Source organism: Desertimonas flava, from assembly GCF_003426815.1.
GTDB classification, from domain to species: Bacteria; Actinomycetota; Acidimicrobiia; order Acidimicrobiales; family Ilumatobacteraceae; genus Desertimonas; species Desertimonas flava.
The window spans coordinates 1-18206 of the sequence record NZ_QKYK01000003.1 but is presented as its reverse complement, the minus strand read 5'-3'; the positions used below and the strand labels follow the sequence as shown (position 1 = coordinate 18206).

Here is an 18206-nt window from a genome sequence, read left to right as displayed (position 1 = left end):
CCTCTCGACCGGACCTGCCACCACAATTTCTCTTCACCTCATCCTACACCCCGAGTCCCGAGCGCAGGTTACCTCCTGTTGTCACCGCCGAACCGGGCACCCGAAAGCGAAAACCGTGCCGATGGACCGGCCCGCTCACTCGCCGCTCAAGTGGCTTGAGGGCTCACTGGGCTCGTTCAGGAACACCGGACATGGCGACATGCGAACAGTCAGCACGTTCCTCGCCTCGTACGAAGACTGGAAGGTGTTCAAGGGTGACATCGACGCCCTGCGGACCCTCAACGCTCACTGGCCGGCAGCCCAACGGCTCGCAGCCAAGGTGCTGGAAAGGCCAGGCCCGTCCGTGTCGAGATACCCGGACCGTCACCTTGAGTTCCTCAGGTTCCGGCAGGAGCTGAGAGAGCGTGTCCGGGGTGAAGCCCCAGCTGGCCCAGAGGTCGGGCACCACTCTGCGAGGTACGCCAAGGCGTTCGTCCGCACGCTCCCGCTGATCAACGCCGTCTACCGAGAGCCCCAGCCCTCAGTCTCGGCGTGGTGTCGTGCGGCTGGTGTCGGCCGCAAGGTCTTCTACGGCAACCGGGACGTGTTGCTCGGATCCGAAGGCGTGCCCGGCATCGCTGAGAAGACGGGCGCCGGCTACGTGGTCCGGGCCGACTTCCTGCAGGCATTGAACGAGCTGTCCAGCCGGCCGCTCGATGCGTCCGGCACGACGGCCAACGACGTTGCCGACCGGTACGTCCGGCAGGCGTCGTGACAGCGCCGGAAAGGTACGGACGAACGAGGGAGCAACGGGAGACGGACCGAGCGAAGGCATCGGTCGCTGAGAAGCAGGTGAAGCAGTGGCTTGCCTCGCCCCGCCTTGTCGACAACCTCGACTCGTTCGATCACCTCGACCTGTGGATGCCCGGTCTCGTGATCGAAGTGAAGTCGAAGCTCCAGCCGCTCGGTCCCCGGTGGACGATGCATCGTCCTGACGTGCCCGAGGCGGACTTGTTCGTCCTCGACGAGCTGTCATTTCGGAAAGGCATGGCCGGGCCGTCAACGCCGGGCTTCCTGCTCACTTACTACGTCCTTGAGGATCGAGTCACCGGACGCTGGTTCCTCGCCAGGCTCGATGAGCTGGCGGTCGCACCCAAGGCTCGCCTCGATCGGCTGGGTTCGTCCGGTGGTGCGAAAGGCAAGCTCCTCTTCAACCTGTCGGACTTCAGGCAGCTGGCCAACCCAGCCGTCGACCTGCGGGCTTCGATCGCCGGAGACACGGCTACGAGGCCGTGGGACGGCTCTGGTTGCCTCCTGCTGGGTTCGGGCACGGTGCCGACCGTATGACCCCGGAGGACCGCTACCGGCTCCTGCACCTCGTCGGCTACGGCGGCACAGCTTTCGTCTGGAAGGCGGTCGACACCGAGACCGGCGGGACGGTTGCTGTCAAATGGGCCAGACTCGACTTCGACGAGGAGCACGCTCGGCGCCGCTTCGAAGCGGAAGCTGCCGTGCTCGGCGACATCAACCACCCGAACGTCCCGAAAGTCTTCGAGACGTTCGATCGCAGAGGTCGGCCGGCCATGTCGATGGAATGCATCGAAGGACGACTGCTTGCCTCGATCGTCGAATCTCCCGGAGCCCTTGACGTGCCGGCCGTGGCGGGCATCGGCTCGGATGTGGCGAGGGCACTGGAGGCCACCCATCACACCGGTCGCCTTCATCTGTCCGTCAAGCCGGGCAACATCATGGTCACCGAGCACGGCCGGGCCGTCCTGCTCGATTTCAACCAGTCGAGCCCAATCGGGGAGGTGGCCGACAATCCCGACGAAGGACTGTTCTGCGACTTCTGGGAGGTGGCGCCCGAACGGGTCGAGTTCGAGCCGCTCGAAGAACCCGCTGACGTCTACTCGCTCGGGTGCACCCTTTTCGAGGCCCTCACAGGCGGTCCGCCGTTCCAGGACCGCAAGGTGTACGACCTGTTGATTGAGAGGCTGTGGCGAGATCCTCCAGACCTGAGCGAGATCCGGCCGGACCTCCCGGCCGGGCTCGTCTCACTCGTTCATCGGACGCTGGACCGCAAGCCTGAATGCCGGCCAACGCTCGGAGAAATCGTCGACATCCTGCAACCGCTTGCGGCGTCGGACGGTCAGGCCTGCGAGCCGGTCACCAGTGCGGAGATCCCGAGAGCCACAGCTCCGATCAACGTCACGTAGAGCCCAGGACCGGCCTGGATGTCGACACCGGTTCCGGCCAGGATGTCCCTCGCCACATCTCGGTACTGGATCAGGTTCCTGAGGGCCACGCCGATGCAGGCAAGGGCAGCGATGCTGCCGAGTGTTGCTCCGGCCGCCTTGTCAGCGAGCAGCACGAGTCCGCCAATGACGGCGGCAATACCGGTGGCCCAACCTCCCCACAGCCCGGAGATGTCGGAGCCAACGATCGAGGTGCTCAGCCCAAACGGCCCGGACGCCCGGTACCACGGAAGGAACACGGCCACTACGACGGCGCCGGCACACAGGGCGCCCCAAACCTGTGAGGCGGCCATGCTGCTGGTGGCAGCCGTTGGCCGCAGAGATGGACTGGGCGGTGGCACGGTTCGTTGGACCGGCGACGGCGACGGTGGTGCGAGTGGAGTCCGGAGAGCCCTGGCCGCCTCGGGTGCGGCTTCCAGAGAGCCACGGACAACGGCACCCCTTCGCAGGGCCTCGACGAACAGTTGGAGCTGTTGATTGCCGGTGTAACTGCGATCGATGTCGAACGCCTCGGAACCGACCGTCAGAGTCGAGCCAGATAGCCGGACACCCGCCGAGATCTTGATGTCGGCATGCCATCGGTCTCCGCCCATGCCCCTCGCCCGGATCACGCCGTAGAACGGCAGATAGGCGAGCTGGACCAGATTCCCACCCGACCGTCGAGCGACGATCGTGAACTCGTTCACCACAAACCCCTCCCCTCGGTCCGCACCACCCGCCACCCCAGGGGGCTGGGACCGGTCTCAAGTCTCGCATCAATGCGGCTGCAGGCAAGAGGGATTTGGCAACTCACGACAAGGCCAGTCGAAACTCGCTCATGGCGGCTTTGGTTCGATTCGGATTGGACGCCAGATAGCGCTGCGTGGTGGCAATGTTCCGATGACCGAGAGCTTCCTGTGTTGCCCTCAGCGGGTCCTGGCCGGATCTTGCGGCCTGCTCGTAGAAGAGGTCGGCGAAAGTCCTTCGCAGATCGTGCGGCGTCACGTTGACACGCAGCCGGTCTGACACCTCCCGACACATCGTCGTCATCACGGCCTCCGTGACGGGCTGGTCCCATAGTGCTGTGATCACCCGTTTGCCGATGTCTGGAGCCCAGAGCGACTTGAAAGATGGGAAAACCGTTGATGCATCGGAAGGTGCTGTTTGGCGCCAGTTGACAAGCTCGTGTTGAAGCTGCGGTGCAAGGTGTATTTCACCTTGCCCGCCACCTTTCCTCGTCACTACGGCGGTCGCCATGTCCGGGCCGAATGAATCCCACCTCAAACTGACAAGTTCCCCTGCCCGAAGGCCAGTCATCACACCTACCAGAAACATGAGCCGGTTGCGCAGCTGGATCGGGGAAGTCGGGTCGAAGGCGTTGTATGCCTGGCGGATCTGCTCGGCCGTCAACCAGGTGCCGAGGCGTCGGACGCCGGATCCGGTAGTCACGAGATAGAGCAGATCGGCCGCCGGATCGATGTCGATCAGGTCCCTGTACTTGAACCAGGCGAAGGTCGAACGACACCATGCCCGTCGCTGCTTGATGGTCGAGGGAGCCGGGTTGCTACCCGAGAGACAGAACTGCGCCAAGTGCTGTGGGGTGAAGTCTGAGACGGCGACATTCTCCGGATACATGCGCTCAAGGCGTCGCATCGTCTTGAGCATGGTGTTCACGCTCTTCAGCGTTCGAACACGACCAGATTCAGACGCATAGAGAGCAGTGGCGACGCCGAGCGAGACTTTGCTGGTGGCGGATCGTCCGTAGGTCACGGAGCCGACGGTACACGCAAACTTCGATAAAAGCGAGACATTCGACCATGCTAATCACAGTAAAGAGACAGTCTCATACCAGGGTTAAATTACCTCAAAGCTGGCCCATCGTGGCGGGCAGGCCGAGGAAGTCGAGTGCTGCTCTCGTCCGGTCGCCGTCGTCGGGCCACAAATGTCCGTAGGTGTCGAGTGTCTCGGCAGCCGTTGCGTGACCCAGCCGAGCCTGTACGACTTTCACGGACAGCCCGCTGCGGATCAGCAGCGAGGCGTAGAAGTGCCTGAGGGCGTGGAGGCCGGTGCGTGGTGGCAGCCCTGCTGCCCGAGCTGAGGTCTGCAACGCCTGGTGCACCACCGTCCGACTGTCGACTACCAGCGGGCTCTCACGGCCGAACTCTTCGACGTGCGACTGCATACGGCAGACGAGCCAGGCCGGGATAGGGATGGATCGGATACTCGTGTGGGTCTTCGGTGCCCGGACGGCACCGCCAGGGACGACTTGTCGATCGACCGTCAGGGTCAGTCGCTCGGTGTCGATTCGGTCCATCCCAACTGCGAGAGCTTCGCCCAGTCGGACACCTGAGCCGGCGGCAAGGTCGATGAGGATCTGCATTCGGGCCGGCATCGCCGCCCGCATCTCCCGCACCTGGGCCACAGACGGGATCGCTTCGGCTCGCCGCACGAGCCTCGGAAGTCGGATCCTCGTGGCAGGGGAGTGGGCTATGAGCCCATCTCGCTGAGCCTCGCTGAAGATGGCTGCGAGGAAGGCCACCGTCGTTCGCACCGTTGACGGCTCGTACACGGCCGTGAGATCCACGACGAACTGTTGGACGTCGGCCCGAGCTATCTCATCGATTGGCATGTCACTGAAGACCGGAAGGATGTGGCGACGTAGCCGGCTTTCGACTCCTGCCGTAGTCCCTGGCTTCCAGAGCTGTCGTCTCTTCCAGGCTGCGACGTACGTCGAGAAGCCGACCGGAGCCGTTGTCGTGGTTGACGACGTGGCCCCAGTCATCGTGGTGGCGAACGTCTCGGCTTCAGCCTTCGTGGGGAAGGTCCTCCATCGCTGGCGGCCCTCAAGGTCACGCCACCGGACGGCCCATCGGCCGTTCGTTCGTTGCTGGATTGATGCCATCTCGGCTCCCTTTCGACGGGAGGCGAGGAGTCGGGGACTGTGTGCATATGTGTGCAGTTCGGAGTTGGCGGCCTGGGCGGTAGCTAGGCCGTCAGCTCCTGGCCTGAAGCCGACTGCTAGTCAGCCTCGACGGCAAAGTGCCAGGTCACGCCGCCCTGGCGGCGATACGGCGATCGGCCCGCCGATCAGTTGCCGAACATCGTCAGCCACTGATCCTTGGACGAGGGCTTGTAGACGTAGTTCTGCTCGCGGATCACGTCGAGCGTCCCGCTCGACGGCAGCGAGTAGCGGTGCCCCGGGAAGACCACGGTGCCTCCGGGCAGCGTGGCCAGCCGCTGCAAGCTCTCGTACATCTGGCCGACATCACTGCCGGGCAGATCGGTGCGTCCACATCCTTCGAGGAACAGCGTGTCGCCCGTGACGAGGCGTCCGTCGACGAGGAAGCACTGACTGCCCGGCGTGTGCCCGGGTGTGTGCAGCAGCTCGATCGCCACACCCCCCACCCGGACGACGTCGCCTGATTCGTGGGCCGCCAGGTCGCTCTCGGCGATGCCCGTGGTCTTCGACACCCACCGGGCCTCGGGAGCTTGGACGTGGACCGGCACCGACAGACGCTCGAGCAGCCGGGGCACACCCTCGATCGTGTGGCCCATCATCGAGCCGCCCACGTGATCGGGGTGATAGTGCGTGGCGAGCACACCGGTCACCGTCATGCCGTCGGCGGCGAGCGTGTCGATCAGGTCGTCCACGGCGTAGGCCGGGTCGACGATCACGCACTCGCCCGTGGACCGGTCCCCGATGGCGTACACGAAGTTGACCATCTGCGTCGCCACCGGGTCACCGACGGCGAAGTCCCGCCCGCTCAGCAGCTGACGGAAGTAGATGGAGGGATCGGTGGCCATGGTGCCTATTGTGCCGTCGATGTTGGAGCGACTGGAACCCGGGCAGCTCGTGGTGGTCGGCGACGGCCTGGTCGAGGTGAGTGCGGAGCTGGCCGAGGCGTTTCGCCCAGGCGATCGCCTGGTGGCCATCGCGGCCACCGGCGACCTCCTCCACGTGCCGTCAGCGGCGCTGGAGGCTGCGGCATCGGCGACCGACGCAGCAGTCGGCGCATTCGCCGCGCTCGGAGCGGTGAGCGACGACCAGATCACAGCGTTCTTCGACGCCTTCGCCGCCAACCTCGACGATGACGAGACGATGGCGCCGGTGCTCGCCGCCAACGCCGCCGACGTCGAGGCAGCGCGGGCGGCGGGCCGCTCGACCACACGTCTGGTGCTCACCCCGTCGATGCGGGCCGACATGGTCACCGGCCTGCGGGGCTGGCGGGACTCCACGCTGCGCCGTGACGGCGAGGTCGCCACGTTCCCGCACGCGGGGTGGGCGGTCGAGGCCCGCCGCGCTCCGCTCGGCGTGGTGGCGTTCGTGTTCGAGGGGCGCCCCAACGTCTTCGCCGACGCCGCCGGCGTGGTGCGCACCGGCAACACGGTCGTGATGCGCATCGGCAGCGACGCCCTCGGAACGGCCGAGGCGATCGTCGCCGCCGCCGTCGAACCGGCGCTCGCCTCGAGCGGCCTCCCGGCCGGCACGATGAGCCTCGTACGCTCGCGCGACCGGGCGTCGGGATGGGCGCTGTTCGGCCGGCCCGACCTCGGCCTCGCCGTCGCCCGTGGATCGGGAACCGCCGTCGCTCAACTCGGCGCGGTCGCCAGGCAGGCGGGCACGCCGGTGAGCCTGCACGGCACCGGCGGGGCGTGGCTCGTCGCCGGCCGGTCGGCTGACGCCGGACGCTTCGCCGCCTCCGTCGCCAACTCGCTCGATCGCAAGGTGTGCAACACCCTCAACGTGTGCTGCATCCCCGAGGCTCGAGTCGACCTCGTACCGGTCTTCCTCGATGCCGTCGATCGTGCCGCCGAGGCGCTGGGCACAGCTGCGCGTGTCCACGTCGAGTCGCAGTCGCGTCGTCATGTGCCCGCCGACCGCTTCGAGCGGATCGTCACGGTCACCCGAGCCGACGGCGATCACGACGAGCCGCAGGCGACCGAGCTCGACGAATCCGAGCTCGGAACCGAGTGGGAGTGGGAGCGGTCACCGGAGGTGTCGCTCGTGGTGGTCCCCGACGTCGACCGCGCCGTCGCCCTCCACAACCGCTACAGCCCGCGTTTCGTCGCGTCTCTGATCAGCGACGACGAGGCCGAGCACCATCGCTTCTACGCCGCCGTGGACGCACCGTTCGTCGGTGACGGCTTCACGCGGTGGGTCGACGGCCAGTACGCCCTCGACACCCCCGAGCTCGGCCTCGCCAACTGGCAGTACGGCCGCCTCCTCGCCCGCGGTGGCGTGCTGTCGGGGGAGTCGGTGTACACCGTTCGCCACCGGGCGACGATCACCGACCCGGGCCTGCACCGCTGACCGTCGAGTTCCTGTACTGGTTTCGACCCGTTCACGGGCATTTATCAGTACAGGAAGCTGGGGCGGCTACCCACGGAAGGTCGTGTAGACGCGATCCCAGACGGCGGCGGCTCGAGGCCGGCCCGCGGCATCGGCGTCGTCGGCACGGCGCGCGGCGAGGGCGACGAGACGGATCCCCGCCCAGCGCAGCGGCTCGGGCTCCCAGCGGCGTAACCGGTGGCCGACGATCGGCAGTCGGGTGAGTTCGGTGTCGCGCCCGAGGATGAGGTCGGCCAGGGCTCGACCGGCGAGGTTGGCGGTGGCCACGCCGTCCCCCACGTAGCCACCGGCACTGGCGATGCCGGTCGCCCGGTCGAAGCGGACGTGGGGGTGCCAGTCCCTCGGCACGGCGAGCGGTCCGCCCCAGTGGAACGGGAAATGCACGTCGGCGAGCGAGGGGAACAGGTCGGCCACGGTGGCGACCAGCCGGCGCCGGACCTCCTCGTCGGTGTCGTGGACGGGATCGATGGTCGAACCGAAGTGGTACGGCGCGCCGCGGCCGCCGAACGCCAGCCGGCCATCGGCGGTGCGCTGTCCGTAGATCACCGAGTGTCGAGCGTCGGCGAACGTCGGACGATCGTCGAGGCCGATCTCCGCCCACCGCTCGTCAGGGATGGGCTCGGAACCGATCATCATCGAGTACAGGGGCAGGCAGTCACGCCGGTGACCCGGCAGCTGCGTGGTGAACGCCTCCGTGGCGAGCACCACGACCTCGGCCGTCACGTCCCCCCGACTGGTGTGGACCCGGGCCGGAGTGGTCGCCGTGGCCGGGGTGATGTCGGTGACGTCGGTGCCCTCGACGATCGTCACGCCGTGGTCGCGGCACGCTGCGGCCATCGCCGACACCAGGCGCAGGGGGTGGACAGCGGCGCAATGGGGCGAGAAGATCCCACCGCGCACGCCCGTCGCCGCACACATGGCGTTCGCCTCGGCGGCGTCGAGGAGGCGGATGTCGTCCTCGCCGATGCCGAACCGGCGGGCGCTGGATGCCTCCCGCCGGATCGACGCCAGCTGCCGGTCGGACCGGGCGAGCGTGAGTGTGCCCCCTCGATGGAACAATCCGTCACCCCCGCCGCTCGCGGTGTCGACGTTGGCGGCGAACCGGCCGACCGACTCCACGGCATCGAACATCGCCCGCTGGAGGGCGACCGCTGCGTCGCGTCCGTGCTGCCGGGCCAAGTCGTCGAGGCCCAGGGGGAACAGCGCCGAGCACCAGCCACCGTTCCGTCCGCTGGCGCCGAATCCCACCTGGTGCCGCTCGATCACGACGACCCTCGTCGCCGGATCGTTCGTGACCAGACTGAAGGCGGTCCACAGCCCGGTGTAGCCGCCGCCGACGATCACGACGTCGGCTTCGTGGGGGAGATCGACGGGTGCGACCTGCGGTCGCGTCCACGTCGCGTTCCACAGTGACGGCGGTTCGATCGGGGGCATCGACGCCTACGCTACGCAGGTGCTCCCGCACCCCACCGGTCGTCGGCCGACACTCTTCCCCCCGCCGACGGGTGCCCGGGCCGGATGGTATCCCGACCCGTACGGCCAGCCGTTCGCCCGCTACTACGACGGCTACCGCTGGTCCCCGTACACCGCACCGCTGCCACCTCCGCCGCCACCGCCTCCGGTCGAGCACCCGAGCCTGCCCTTCCCGGTCGTGATCGGCGCCGTGGCGATCCTCGCCGGGTCGCTGATCGGCAGCCGCTTCCTGCTCGACGCCCTGATCGATCGCGACTGGCCGGTGCCGGTCCTGATGGCCGTCTCCGTCGTCGTCGGCTACGCACCGTCGGTGGCCTGGCTCTGGTACGCCAGCAGGCGCTGGGGGAGTGGTCGACCGTTCGCCGACCTCGGTGTGAGCTTTCGGTGGGTCGATCTCGCATGGGGGCCGTTGATCTGGCTGGCCACGATCGCGGCGATGGGCATCGTGCTGAACACGGCCAAGGCGGTCGGGATCCCGTACCGGGGCAACCTCGATCTCGATCTCATCGACGGCCTGTCGACCGTCGTCGCCGACGTCAACCGCACGGCGGTCGTCTCGTTGGTGGTCAGCGCGGTGATCTGCGCACCCGTGGTCGAGGAGGCGATCTTCCGAGGCGCCGTGCTGCGCGGCCTGCTGTCGAAGATGCCGGCGATCCCGGCGATCGGCGTGCAGGGCGTGCTGTTCGGCTCAGCACACTTCAATCCCGACTTCGGGCGCGACAACATCGGGTTGCTGCTCGTCCTGAGCGTGTCGGGCATCGGCTTCGGCGTCGCCTCCTACCTGCTGCGCCGCGTCGGCCCGACGATCATCGCCCACGCCGTGATGAACGGCGTCGCCGTGTCCGTGGCGATCGCCCAGGCGTCATGACCAGCAAGCTCAACCCGATGCTCCACGTCAAACGGGCGGCGGGCGAGCTCGTGCACCGCGGGTTCGAGAGCGTGCAACGCCTCGGGGCGATCGGTCCGGGGACCCGCCGCGGCAAGCGCTTTGGCCGGTTCGGAGACCGCAGCGTCATCTGCTTCCCGCCGGCCGCGCTCTTCAACGAGCGCTACATCCACATCGGTGCCCACACGATGATCGGTCCCTACGTCACGCTGTCGGCCGGGATGGTGCCCGGGCAGGAGTGTCTGACCGACCCGGTGGTGCGGATCGGTGACCGCTGCCTGATCGGCAAGGGGAGCGGCATCGTCGGTCACCTCAGCATCGAGGTCGGCGACGACGTGTGGACCGGCCATCACGTGTACATCACCGATCAGAACCACGGCTACGACGACCCCACCCGGCCGATCTCCCTGCAGACGATGCCGGAACGCCCGGTGTCGATCGGGAATGGCTCGTGGCTGGGCCACGGCACGGTGGTGCTGCCTGGCGCGACCATCGGCGAGCACGTCGTGATCGGTGCCAACAGCGTGGTCCGCGGCGAGATCCCCTCGTTCACGGTCGCCGCCGGCAACCCCGCCAAGGTCATCAAGCACATCCCGCACTGAGGGGTACGGTCGCGTGACGGTCCCCGCTTCACGGATACACCGTGCGCCGCGACGACTCCGGCAACTTGCACACTTACCGCCCCGACAGCACCGAACTCAGGCCCTACTAGTGTCGTGAGTCGTTGATTCGTTGGAGATATGCGGCGAGGTTGTCGAGGATCAGCGGTCACCGGAGTGCGCCGCCTGCCACTCCTCACGGGTGATCTCGTACTCGACCTCGCCTTCCTCGGTCCCGGGAAGCGGGTCATCCCAGTCCATGTGGAACGTCCTCGTGTAACGCATCCCGCAGCGTTCCATGACGGAGCGCGAGCGGGTGTTCACCGCCATCGTCTCTGCTGTCACGCGACGTGCCCCGTGAACGTCGAACGCCGTCGCGATCAGCAGCCGGGTTCCCTCGGTCGCTAGACCTCGGCCCCACTGCTCTCGCCGGAGCCGGTACCCGACACTGAAGGACGAGTCCCCGATGGGAACGAGACCGAACCAGCCGACGAAGTCACCCGAGGCCCGGTCCGACGCGATCCACCGGTGGCCAAGGTGTTCGGCGACGACCGCCTCGACCTCCTCCCTGGTCGACGGACGACCGGTCAGATAGCGCATCACCTCCGGGTCGCTGTCGAGGCGCACCAGCACATCGACATCGCCGAGCTCGATCGGCCGTAGGACGAGCCGCTCGCTCTCGATGACCCTGCGCTCGCTACCGCATGGCATCGCTACAGCAGGTCCACTCGTGCCGCCACCCGCCCACGATGTCACGAGGCACCCACTCGAGCTGCTGCGGATTCGATCACTCCCGGGCGCTCTCTCGCCGCCGGGACACCTCCAGGTACGAACGGGAGGGTAAATACCCCACCGAAGCGTCCGGTATTTACCCTCCGGTTGGGACGGCGACCAGCGGACGGCCCTCCGCCTCGCACGCCCTTTCCGCTCACCGCCCTGGCACATCCCGTCAGGTCAGCCACTGCGACTGGAACGCCGGCGTGCTACTTGCTGGGCATGTCGTAGGGCGGGGCGCACGAGGGCATCTCGTTGTCGCCGGCGAACGTCTCGATGCGCTCGCTGATCGGGATGCCCTCCACGGCGGTCTCGGAGAAGCCGCGGATGTTGCCGGCCCTGAGGTCGTCGGTGAAGACCCGGCGGTCGTTGAGGTAGGTGCGGTAGTCCGCTTCCCACAGGGGCACGATGGCGGCGCCCTTGGGGTCGACCGGGCTGACGGCCACGACGCTGTCGAGCATGTCCTCGAGGATGCTGGTGGCGGCGTCGAGGTTGTCGGCCATGGCCAGGAGCTGATCGCGCTGCGCGGGGTCGTCGGGGTCGATCTCGGTGAAGTTCGTCAGCTCGAGACGCTCGTCCTTCGCCGTCGCACAGATCTGTTCGGCGCGCTCGGCCCAGCCGCGATCCTCGATCTTGTTCACCGCTTCCTTCGAGGCGAAGAAGAGCGCCCAGACCCAGAAGGCGGCGAATCCCACGATGACCAGCAGCATCGGGATGCGCCACCACTTCGAGCCCGGCGATTCCGTCTCGGGCGGGAAGCCGCCATCGGCGGGTTGATCGCCCCGGGGGGCCCGGTCGGTCACGTCGCTGGTCTGCTCGCTGAGTCCGCTCACGACGGTGCCGTGGCGACGGACGCCGGGCGGTAGCACACGACGAGCTGGGCGATGCCCGCTCCGACGCCGAGCAGCGCGGCGATCAGTGCTCCCGTCCAGTCGTCGAACGTGATGTCGAAGGCGTTGTCGAGGCTGAACCGGCCGGCACCGATGGCTCCGACGGCCCAGGCGACGATGGCGAAGGCGGCGGTGAACTCCCAACCGCTCTTCACGATGAAGAAGCCGTTGTTGCGATGCACCGACCACCCGGCGACGACCATCAGGCCGATGACGCCGGCGGCGGCGAACGGGGTGAGCAGGCCGGCGGCGAACAGCAGCCCGGCGCCGATCTCGGTGCCGGCGGCCATGCGGGCTTGGAGGTTCGGCCACTTCATTCCGATCGAGCCGAACCAACGAGCCGTGCCTGCGAGGCCACCGCCGCCGAAGACCTTGTTGTACCCGTGGGCGGCCAGGGCGACCCCGAAGAAGAGGCGCAGGACGAGCAGGGCGAAATTGACGTGGTCGAGCTCGTTCATCTGCGTCGAGGGTACAAGACCGCGCTGTTCCAGCCCATGATCGCCCCGGCCGGGGATCGCGGGGGCCGACGGCGTGGCCGAGCGCCCGCCGCCCGAAACGAGGCATCGAACCGGGATGCGGAGCCGATAGACAAGCGGAGAGTGGGGCAGACTCCGACACCAGACCGGTCCGGTCGCTTCCGGCGCGGCATGCGGATGATCGTGGCGATGGTCAGCATGCACAAGGGCGTGTTCGGCGTCGCCGTCGCCGGCGCGGCCGTGTACGCGCTGTGCACCGTCGGATCGAGCGTCGCCGTCGAATGGGTGATCGACCACGTCTTCGTTCCCCGTTTCGACGAGGGCCGTGTCGCCACGTCCGCGGTCGTCGGTGGTGTGACGTTCGTCGTCGTGGTCGGCCTGGTCCGTGCCGCCGGCATCGTCACCCGCCGCACGTTCGCCGGCATGACCAACTGGCGGGTCGCCTCGTCGCTCAGTCGCGGCGTGGTCGACCGCCTCGTCACCCAGCCCGTGTCATGGCACCAGAAGCGGCCCGACGGCGACCTCGTCGGACGCGCCGGCGTCGACACCGACGGGGCGATCGCCGTGCTCTCGCCGATCCCGTTCGCCACGGGAACGGTCCTCATGATCGTCGTGTCGTCGGTGTGGCTGCTGCTCACCGACGTCGTGCTCGGCGGGGTCGCCGTCGCCGTGTTCCCGCTGCTGATGATCACCAACATCCGCTATCAGCGGCGCGTCGATCGCCACTTCGACGCCGCCCAGCTCGAGCTGGGCCGGTTGTCGGCCGGCGTCCACGAGAGCTTCGAGGGCGTGCAGCTGGTGAAGGCCTACGGTGCCGAACAGCGCGAGACCGACCGGCTCGCAGAGATCGCCGGCCGCTTGCGGGATGCCCGAGTCAGAGCCGTCCGCCTGCGCGGCACGTTCGAGGCGCTGCTCGACGTCCTGCCGTCGCTCGTCAACGTCGGCCTCGTCGTGGTCGGGGCGTACCGGGTGCGTAGCGGTGCCGTCACCGTCGGCGAGCTCTCCAGCTTCGTCTACCTCTTCACGCTGCTGGTGTTCCCGCTGCGCATCATCGGCTTCGCCCTGTCGGAGATGCCCCACTCGCTGTCGGGTTGGGAGCGGGTACGCGAGGTGCTCGACGAGCCCATCGAGCCCGATCCGCTGGCGTCGATCGACGTGGCACCGGCTGGTATCGGCCTACGCCTCGACGACGTCACGTTCCGGTTCCACGGCGCGGTCGGTGGCCGGCCGGACCAGGCCGAGGCGCCGGCGCTCGACCACATCGATCTCGTCGTGCCCGCCGGGCGCATCGTCGCCGTCGTCGGGCCAACCGGTTCGGGCAAGAGCACGCTCGTCGAGCTGGCGGCCGGGCTGGTCGGTCCCGACTCGGGCACGGTGGCCACGAGTGCCGGCGAGCGGGCCATCGTGTTCCAGGAGGCCTTCCTGTTCGCCGGCACCATCCGCGAGAACATCACCATCGGTACGGACGCCAGCGACGAGGAGATCTGGGCGGCCCTGCGGCTCGCCCTCGCCGACCGCTTCGTCGCCGAGTTGCCGGGTGCCCTGGACACCGTCGTCGGCGAGCGCGGTGTGAGCCTGAGCGGTGGCCAGCGCCAGCGGGTCGCCCTCGCCCGGGCTCTGGTGCGGCACCCGACGCTGCTGCTGCTCGACGACACGACCTCGGCGCTCGATCCGGCGACCGAGCGGGCCGTGCTCACCAACCTGCGCCGGGCCCTCGACACCACCACGGTGTTGATGGTGGCGTCGCGGCCGTCGACGATCGCCCTCGCCGACGACGTCGTGTACCTCGAGCGCGGCCGGGTTATCGACCACGGCACCCACACCGAGCTGCTCGACCGGAGCGCCGCCTACCGAGAGCTGATGGAGGCGTTCGAGGCGGACCGCGAGGGCGCCGACAGCGACGCCTTGGTCCCGGTGACCGAAGCGGTCGGAGGCGGCGCGTGACCGCGCCGACCGTGCTCGCCGAGCCCGTCGGGCGCTTCTCTGCCGCCCGCACGATCGGCCGCGGCCTCGAGGAGGCTCCGGTCCTGCGGCAGGGCCTCGGGGTCACGTGGATGTTCGCCGCGATCGGAGCGACCGGGCGCGTCGTCCTACCCATCCTCCTGCAGCAGGCGATCGACCGGGGGATCGTCAACGATGGCGGCGTCCGCGTCGGCCTCGTGGCCGTGCTCGCGGCCATCGCCGCCGCCTCCCTGCTCATCTCCGGTCTCGCCAGCCGCCAGGCGATCCTCCGTCTCGGCGCCCGCAGCGAGCAGGCGCTGTTCCATCTTCGTGGTCGCCTGGTGTCGCACATCCACCGACTGAGCCTGGCCGACCACAACGAGGAGCGCCGCGGCGCCCTCGTCGCCCGGGTCACCAGCGACATCGAGACGCTGGCCCAGTTCTTCCAATGGGGCGGCCTCGCCTGGCTGCTCAACGGGCCGCTCATGCTGCTCGTCGCGTCGGTGATGCTCGCCTACGACTGGATCCTCGCCGTGGTCGCCTTCGCCCTCGCCGCACCGTTGGTGTTCGTGCTGCGCTCCATGCAACAGCGCCTCGTGCGTGCCTACGAGCGGGCCCGCGAGGACAACGGCGAGATGCTCGCGTCCATCAGCGAGGTGGTCGCCGGCGCCGAGACGATCCGGGCCTACGGCGCGGGTGAGGTGTACGGCGCTCGGGCGAGCGAAGCGGTCGAGAAGCGAGCGAAGTCGCAGATCCGCGCCGGCATCATCGGCGCTCTGCTGTACCCCGCCGGCGAGATCTTCTCCACGCTCACGGTGGCCGGCGTGATCGTGGTCGGCGTCGCCCGTGGCCCGTCGGCCGGCCTCACCGCCGGGGCCATGGTCGGCTTCATGTTCCTCACGTACCGGTTCCTCGAGCCGATCGCCGAGTTCACCGAGGTGCTCGACCAGACGCAGAGCGCGGTGGCCGGGCTGCGCCGGGTGCTCGGCGTGCTCGACCTGCCCGTGGGTCCGCCGGCCGCCACCGATCCGATCCCGCTGCCTCCGGGTCCGCTCGCCGTCGACGTGTGCGGCGTGAGCTTCGCCTATCCCACGAGGGGGACGGCCACCTCACTGGACGAAGCGGTGCTTCGCGATGTCGATCTCACCATCCCAGCCGGTCAGCAGGTCGCGCTCGTCGGGGCCACCGGATCGGGCAAGACGACGCTCGGGCGCCTGATCGCCCGGTTCGCCGACCCCACGGTCGGAGAGGTGTACCTCGGCGGCGTGCCGCTCCCACGCGTCGACAACGCCGATCTGCGGCGCCGCCTCGTCGTCGTCTCGCAGGAGCCCTTCCTGTTCGACGACTCGATCGCCGCCAACGTCGGGTTCGCCCGTCCCGGGACGTCGCTCGCCGAGATCGAGTCGGTCGTGCGCGATCTCGAGCTGGACGACTGGGTCGGCAGCCTCCCCGAGGGGCTGATGGCCGGTGTCGGAGAGCGAGGCGAGAAGCTCTCAGCGGGGGAGCGTCAGCTCGTCGCCCTGCTGCGCGCCGGCGTGGCGGACCCCGACGTGCTGGTGCTCGACGAGGCGACGTCGTCGGTCGACGCCCTCACGGAGGTGCGCATCTCGCGAGCACTGCAACGTCTGGCGGCGGGGCGGACGACGATCGCCATCGCCCACCGGCTCTCCACGGCAGCGCGGGCCGACCGGGTGCTGGTGATGGAGCGGGGCGAGCTCGTCGACGACGGCACCCATGCCGAACTGGTCGCCGCCGGCGGCGCGTACGCCCGGCTCTACGACGCCTGGATCGCGGCGACGTCGGTGCAGGACGCCCCGACCTGAGCGGCCGCCGTCACGGCGACAGGGCGACGCCGAACGGATAGGGCCCGGTGACGTGGGTGACGACGCAGGTGGTCTCGGTGCCGGCGGCCCGCTCGGGGTCGATGCCGGGAAGTCGAAGCGTCGCCGTGAAGGTCTCTGTCGATCCCGCCGCCACCCGGCCCACGTCGATGACGGCCGTGCCCATCTCGCCGCCGGCCCGCGTGCGCACGAACACCAGGTACTCGCTGCTGCGGTCGTCGACGTTGGTCAGCGATCCCGTGATGTCGACCGACGAGCCGTTGCGAGCACAGCGGGTGATCTCGACGTCGTGGTCGGGCGGGTCGGTGAACGAGTCGACCTCGTTCATCACGAGGACGGTGAGGAACACCCCGAGGGCGCACACCACGAGCGATGCCGCGCCGAGCACGATGCCGACCCCGGCGAACCCTCTGGGATCGGGCGGGTTGGCCCGCCGGGCGATGACCCCGTAGACGATGGCCAGGATGCCGCACAGCCCGCCGACGACGAAGAGGAACGGTACCCACGACAGGGCGAGGGCGACGATGCCGAGCACGAGCGCAGCCGTCGCCTTGCCGCTGCGCCGCGGCGCCGGCGTGGTGACCCAGCTCGCAGGCTGGCTGGTGCCGGGCACCGGCATCGGGGCCGTGTCCACGCTGCGGACGCCGTTGCGGCTGACGTCGGCCGTCCAGGTGACACCGTTGAAGTAGCGGTACTCGTAGCGGCCGGTCGGATCCGGATACCAGTCGGCGCGGGGTGGCGCGCCGGGAGGGTTCGGGCCCGGCTGATTCACGCCCGGCACCATAGAGGCCGGATCCCTCCGGCAGACGGAACGGCGCGGCCACGGACCCGGAAATGGTCGCCAGCGGACGGTGACGCCCCCGTAGCCTGGCCCGCATGACGGAACTCGTCCTGATGCGCCACGCCCAACCCGAATGGGTCAAGGACGAGCGGGCGATCGTCAATCCTCCGCTCACCGAACTGGGGCAGACGCAAGCAGGGCGGCTGGCCAAGGCGCTCGTCGACGAGCGCTTCGACGAGATCTTCGTCTCTCCGATGCAGCGGGCGCGGCAGACCGCGGCGCCCATCCTCGAGGTGCTCGGGCGTGACGAGGTCGTCGAGCCCTGGCTGGAGGAGATCCGCGATCCCGACTGGCACGGCGTTCCCGCCGACCGGGCGGCGAAGGCCTTCAAGGAGCTGCGGGAGCGACCGGCGGAGGCGATCTGGGACGGCCTCGACGGCGGCGAGGCGATGAGTGAGTTCGTCGCCAGGGTCCGCGACGGAGCCACGGCCTTCCTCGCCGAGCGGGGGATCCGGCCGGTGCCCGGCGAGTTGCCGGTCTGGGAGATCGACGACCCGCAGCGCCGGATCGGCCTGGTCGCCCACGCCGGCACCAACTCCGTGGTCACCTGCCATCTGCTCGGGCTGTCACCCACGCCGTGGGAGTGGGATCGCCTGGTGATGCGCCACGCCTCGATCAGCCGGCTCGTCGCGTTGCCCATCGGCAACGGCTACGTCTTCAGCCTCACCTCGCTCTCCGACGTCGAGCACCTCGACCCCGATCAGCGCACAGTCTGATTTCGTCCTCACTCCGCATCGCTCGCTGCGCTCGCTCGCTCCGTTGCGGCGAGGATGATTTGAGCTCGCTTCGCTCGCACGAGGAGACGAAAGAGGCGGCGGCGGAGTTGCTCCTTTGTCAAGGAGGGTGGTCATGCGGCGATGGGTTGGGCTTGTTGGCGGGTGTCGTTCCACATGCGTCGGATGATGCGGTCGGCGAGGCGGCG

18 protein-coding genes are annotated in these 18206 nt (G+C 68.7%); 9 read left to right on the top strand and 9 right to left on the bottom strand.

Annotated features, from left to right (window positions below; genetic code table 11):
* Positions 1 to 121 precede the first annotated feature (121 nt).
* From DN771_RS04690 to DN771_RS04680, 3 genes are all read left to right on the top strand, one after another.
* On the top strand, positions 122 to 754 hold the full coding sequence (locus tag DN771_RS04690) for a hypothetical protein (protein WP_162941535.1): 633 nt from the start codon (positions 122 to 124) through the stop codon (positions 752 to 754).
* A 158-nt stretch (positions 755 to 912) separates the two neighbouring features.
* Positions 913 to 1326: a hypothetical protein gene (locus DN771_RS04685; RefSeq protein ID WP_162941534.1), complete on the top strand. Its 414-nt coding sequence runs from the start codon at positions 913 to 915 to the stop codon at positions 1324 to 1326.
* Positions 1323 to 2195 (top strand): serine/threonine-protein kinase, encoded by an 873-nt coding sequence (locus tag DN771_RS04680; RefSeq protein WP_116996193.1) that lies wholly within the window; start codon positions 1323 to 1325, stop codon positions 2193 to 2195. The genes DN771_RS04685 and DN771_RS04680 overlap by 4 nt, the downstream gene beginning before the upstream one ends.
* Here DN771_RS04680 and DN771_RS04675 read toward each other — a convergent pair.
* From DN771_RS04675 to DN771_RS04660, 4 genes are all read right to left on the bottom strand, one after another.
* Positions 2129 to 2920, bottom strand: coding sequence for a hypothetical protein (locus DN771_RS04675; protein ID WP_116996192.1), 792 nt, complete (start codon positions 2918 to 2920; stop codon positions 2129 to 2131). The two genes, DN771_RS04680 and DN771_RS04675, sit on opposite strands and share 67 nt — an antisense overlap.
* 103 nt (positions 2921 to 3023) lie before the next feature.
* Complete coding sequence (locus DN771_RS04670) at positions 3024 to 3983, bottom strand: tyrosine-type recombinase/integrase (RefSeq protein WP_162941533.1); 960 nt, start codon at positions 3981 to 3983, stop codon at positions 3024 to 3026.
* A 94-nt stretch (positions 3984 to 4077) separates the two neighbouring features.
* Positions 4078 to 5115, bottom strand: coding sequence for a tyrosine-type recombinase/integrase (locus tag DN771_RS04665; RefSeq protein WP_116996190.1), 1038 nt, complete (start codon positions 5113 to 5115; stop codon positions 4078 to 4080).
* A 185-nt stretch (positions 5116 to 5300) separates the two neighbouring features.
* Complete coding sequence (locus DN771_RS04660) at positions 5301 to 6017, bottom strand: MBL fold metallo-hydrolase (RefSeq protein ID WP_116996189.1); 717 nt, start codon at positions 6015 to 6017, stop codon at positions 5301 to 5303.
* 10 nt (positions 6018 to 6027) lie between these two features.
* Between DN771_RS04660 and DN771_RS04655 the strand changes: the two genes are divergently transcribed.
* Positions 6028 to 7524: an aldehyde dehydrogenase family protein gene (locus DN771_RS04655; protein WP_205528429.1), complete on the top strand. Its 1497-nt coding sequence runs from the start codon at positions 6028 to 6030 to the stop codon at positions 7522 to 7524.
* Between the two features lie 66 nt (positions 7525 to 7590).
* Here DN771_RS04655 and DN771_RS04650 read toward each other — a convergent pair whose 3' ends face one another.
* Positions 7591 to 8997 (bottom strand): NAD(P)/FAD-dependent oxidoreductase, encoded by a 1407-nt coding sequence (locus DN771_RS04650; RefSeq protein ID WP_116996188.1) that lies wholly within the window; start codon positions 8995 to 8997, stop codon positions 7591 to 7593.
* 19 nt (positions 8998 to 9016) lie between these two features.
* Between DN771_RS04650 and DN771_RS04645 the strand changes: the two genes are divergently transcribed.
* Both DN771_RS04645 and DN771_RS04640 read left to right on the top strand, forming a co-directional pair.
* Positions 9017 to 9904, top strand: coding sequence for a CPBP family glutamic-type intramembrane protease (locus tag DN771_RS04645; protein ID WP_116996187.1), 888 nt, complete (start codon positions 9017 to 9019; stop codon positions 9902 to 9904).
* Positions 9901 to 10524, top strand: a complete 624-nt coding sequence (locus DN771_RS04640) for an acyltransferase (RefSeq protein WP_116996186.1) — start codon at positions 9901 to 9903, stop codon at positions 10522 to 10524. Before DN771_RS04645 ends, DN771_RS04640 begins: the two co-directional genes overlap by 4 nt.
* Positions 10525 to 10683: 159 nt before the next feature.
* On the opposite strand, the gene DN771_RS04635 is transcribed toward DN771_RS04640, so the two are convergent.
* The 3 genes from DN771_RS04635 to DN771_RS04625 form a co-directional block, all read right to left on the bottom strand.
* A complete protein-coding gene (locus DN771_RS04635; protein WP_116996185.1) occupies positions 10684 to 11232 on the bottom strand; it encodes a GNAT family N-acetyltransferase in 549 nt (182 codons plus the stop codon).
* A gap of 272 nt (positions 11233 to 11504) precedes the next feature.
* The gene (locus DN771_RS04630; protein ID WP_162941532.1) at positions 11505 to 12128 is read right to left on the bottom strand and encodes a hypothetical protein; all 624 of its coding nucleotides are present in this window, start codon (positions 12126 to 12128) and stop codon (positions 11505 to 11507) included.
* Complete coding sequence (locus DN771_RS04625) at positions 12125 to 12643, bottom strand: DoxX family protein (RefSeq protein WP_116996183.1); 519 nt, start codon at positions 12641 to 12643, stop codon at positions 12125 to 12127. Before DN771_RS04625 ends, DN771_RS04630 begins: the two co-directional genes overlap by 4 nt.
* Before the next feature lie 207 nt (positions 12644 to 12850).
* Here DN771_RS04625 and DN771_RS04620 point away from each other — a divergent pair, with 207 nt between their 5' ends.
* Both DN771_RS04620 and DN771_RS04615 read left to right on the top strand, forming a co-directional pair.
* Positions 12851 to 14605, top strand: a complete 1755-nt coding sequence (locus tag DN771_RS04620; protein WP_162941531.1) for an ABC transporter ATP-binding protein — start codon at positions 12851 to 12853, stop codon at positions 14603 to 14605.
* Entirely contained in the window at positions 14602 to 16425 is a 1824-nt protein-coding gene (locus tag DN771_RS04615; RefSeq protein WP_116996181.1) for an ABC transporter ATP-binding protein, read from the top strand. Before DN771_RS04620 ends, DN771_RS04615 begins: the two co-directional genes overlap by 4 nt.
* A gap of 10 nt (positions 16426 to 16435) precedes the next feature.
* Here the strand turns inward: DN771_RS04615 and DN771_RS04610 are convergent, their stop codons facing one another.
* Positions 16436 to 17215: a DUF2510 domain-containing protein gene (locus tag DN771_RS04610; protein ID WP_162941530.1), complete on the bottom strand. Its 780-nt coding sequence runs from the start codon at positions 17213 to 17215 to the stop codon at positions 16436 to 16438.
* A 104-nt stretch (positions 17216 to 17319) separates the two neighbouring features.
* Here DN771_RS04610 and DN771_RS04605 point away from each other — a divergent pair, with 104 nt between their 5' ends.
* Positions 17320 to 18000: a histidine phosphatase family protein gene (locus tag DN771_RS04605; RefSeq protein ID WP_116996179.1), complete on the top strand. Its 681-nt coding sequence runs from the start codon at positions 17320 to 17322 to the stop codon at positions 17998 to 18000.
* Positions 18001 to 18206 lie beyond the last annotated feature (206 nt).

Coding starts and splice junctions, on each gene's coding strand:
- DN771_RS04640 (WP_116996186.1), top strand. CDS start 9,901: ATGACCAGCAAGCTCAACCCGATGCTCCACGTCAAACGGGCGGCGGGC.
- DN771_RS04635 (WP_116996185.1), bottom strand. CDS start 11,232: ATGCCATGCGGTAGCGAGCGCAGGGTCATCGAGAGCGAGCGGCTCGTC.
- DN771_RS04605 (WP_116996179.1), top strand. CDS start 17,320: ATGACGGAACTCGTCCTGATGCGCCACGCCCAACCCGAATGGGTCAAG.
- DN771_RS04620 (WP_162941531.1), top strand. CDS start 12,851: ATGGTCAGCATGCACAAGGGCGTGTTCGGCGTCGCCGTCGCCGGCGCG.
- DN771_RS04665 (WP_116996190.1), bottom strand. CDS start 5,115: ATGGCATCAATCCAGCAACGAACGAACGGCCGATGGGCCGTCCGGTGG.
- DN771_RS04660 (WP_116996189.1), bottom strand. CDS start 6,017: ATGGCCACCGATCCCTCCATCTACTTCCGTCAGCTGCTGAGCGGGCGG.
- DN771_RS04680 (WP_116996193.1), top strand. CDS start 1,323: ATGACCCCGGAGGACCGCTACCGGCTCCTGCACCTCGTCGGCTACGGC.
- DN771_RS04650 (WP_116996188.1), bottom strand. CDS start 8,997: ATGCCCCCGATCGAACCGCCGTCACTGTGGAACGCGACGTGGACGCGA.
- DN771_RS04690 (WP_162941535.1), top strand. CDS start 122: ATGGACCGGCCCGCTCACTCGCCGCTCAAGTGGCTTGAGGGCTCACTG.
- DN771_RS04625 (WP_116996183.1), bottom strand. CDS start 12,643: ATGAACGAGCTCGACCACGTCAATTTCGCCCTGCTCGTCCTGCGCCTC.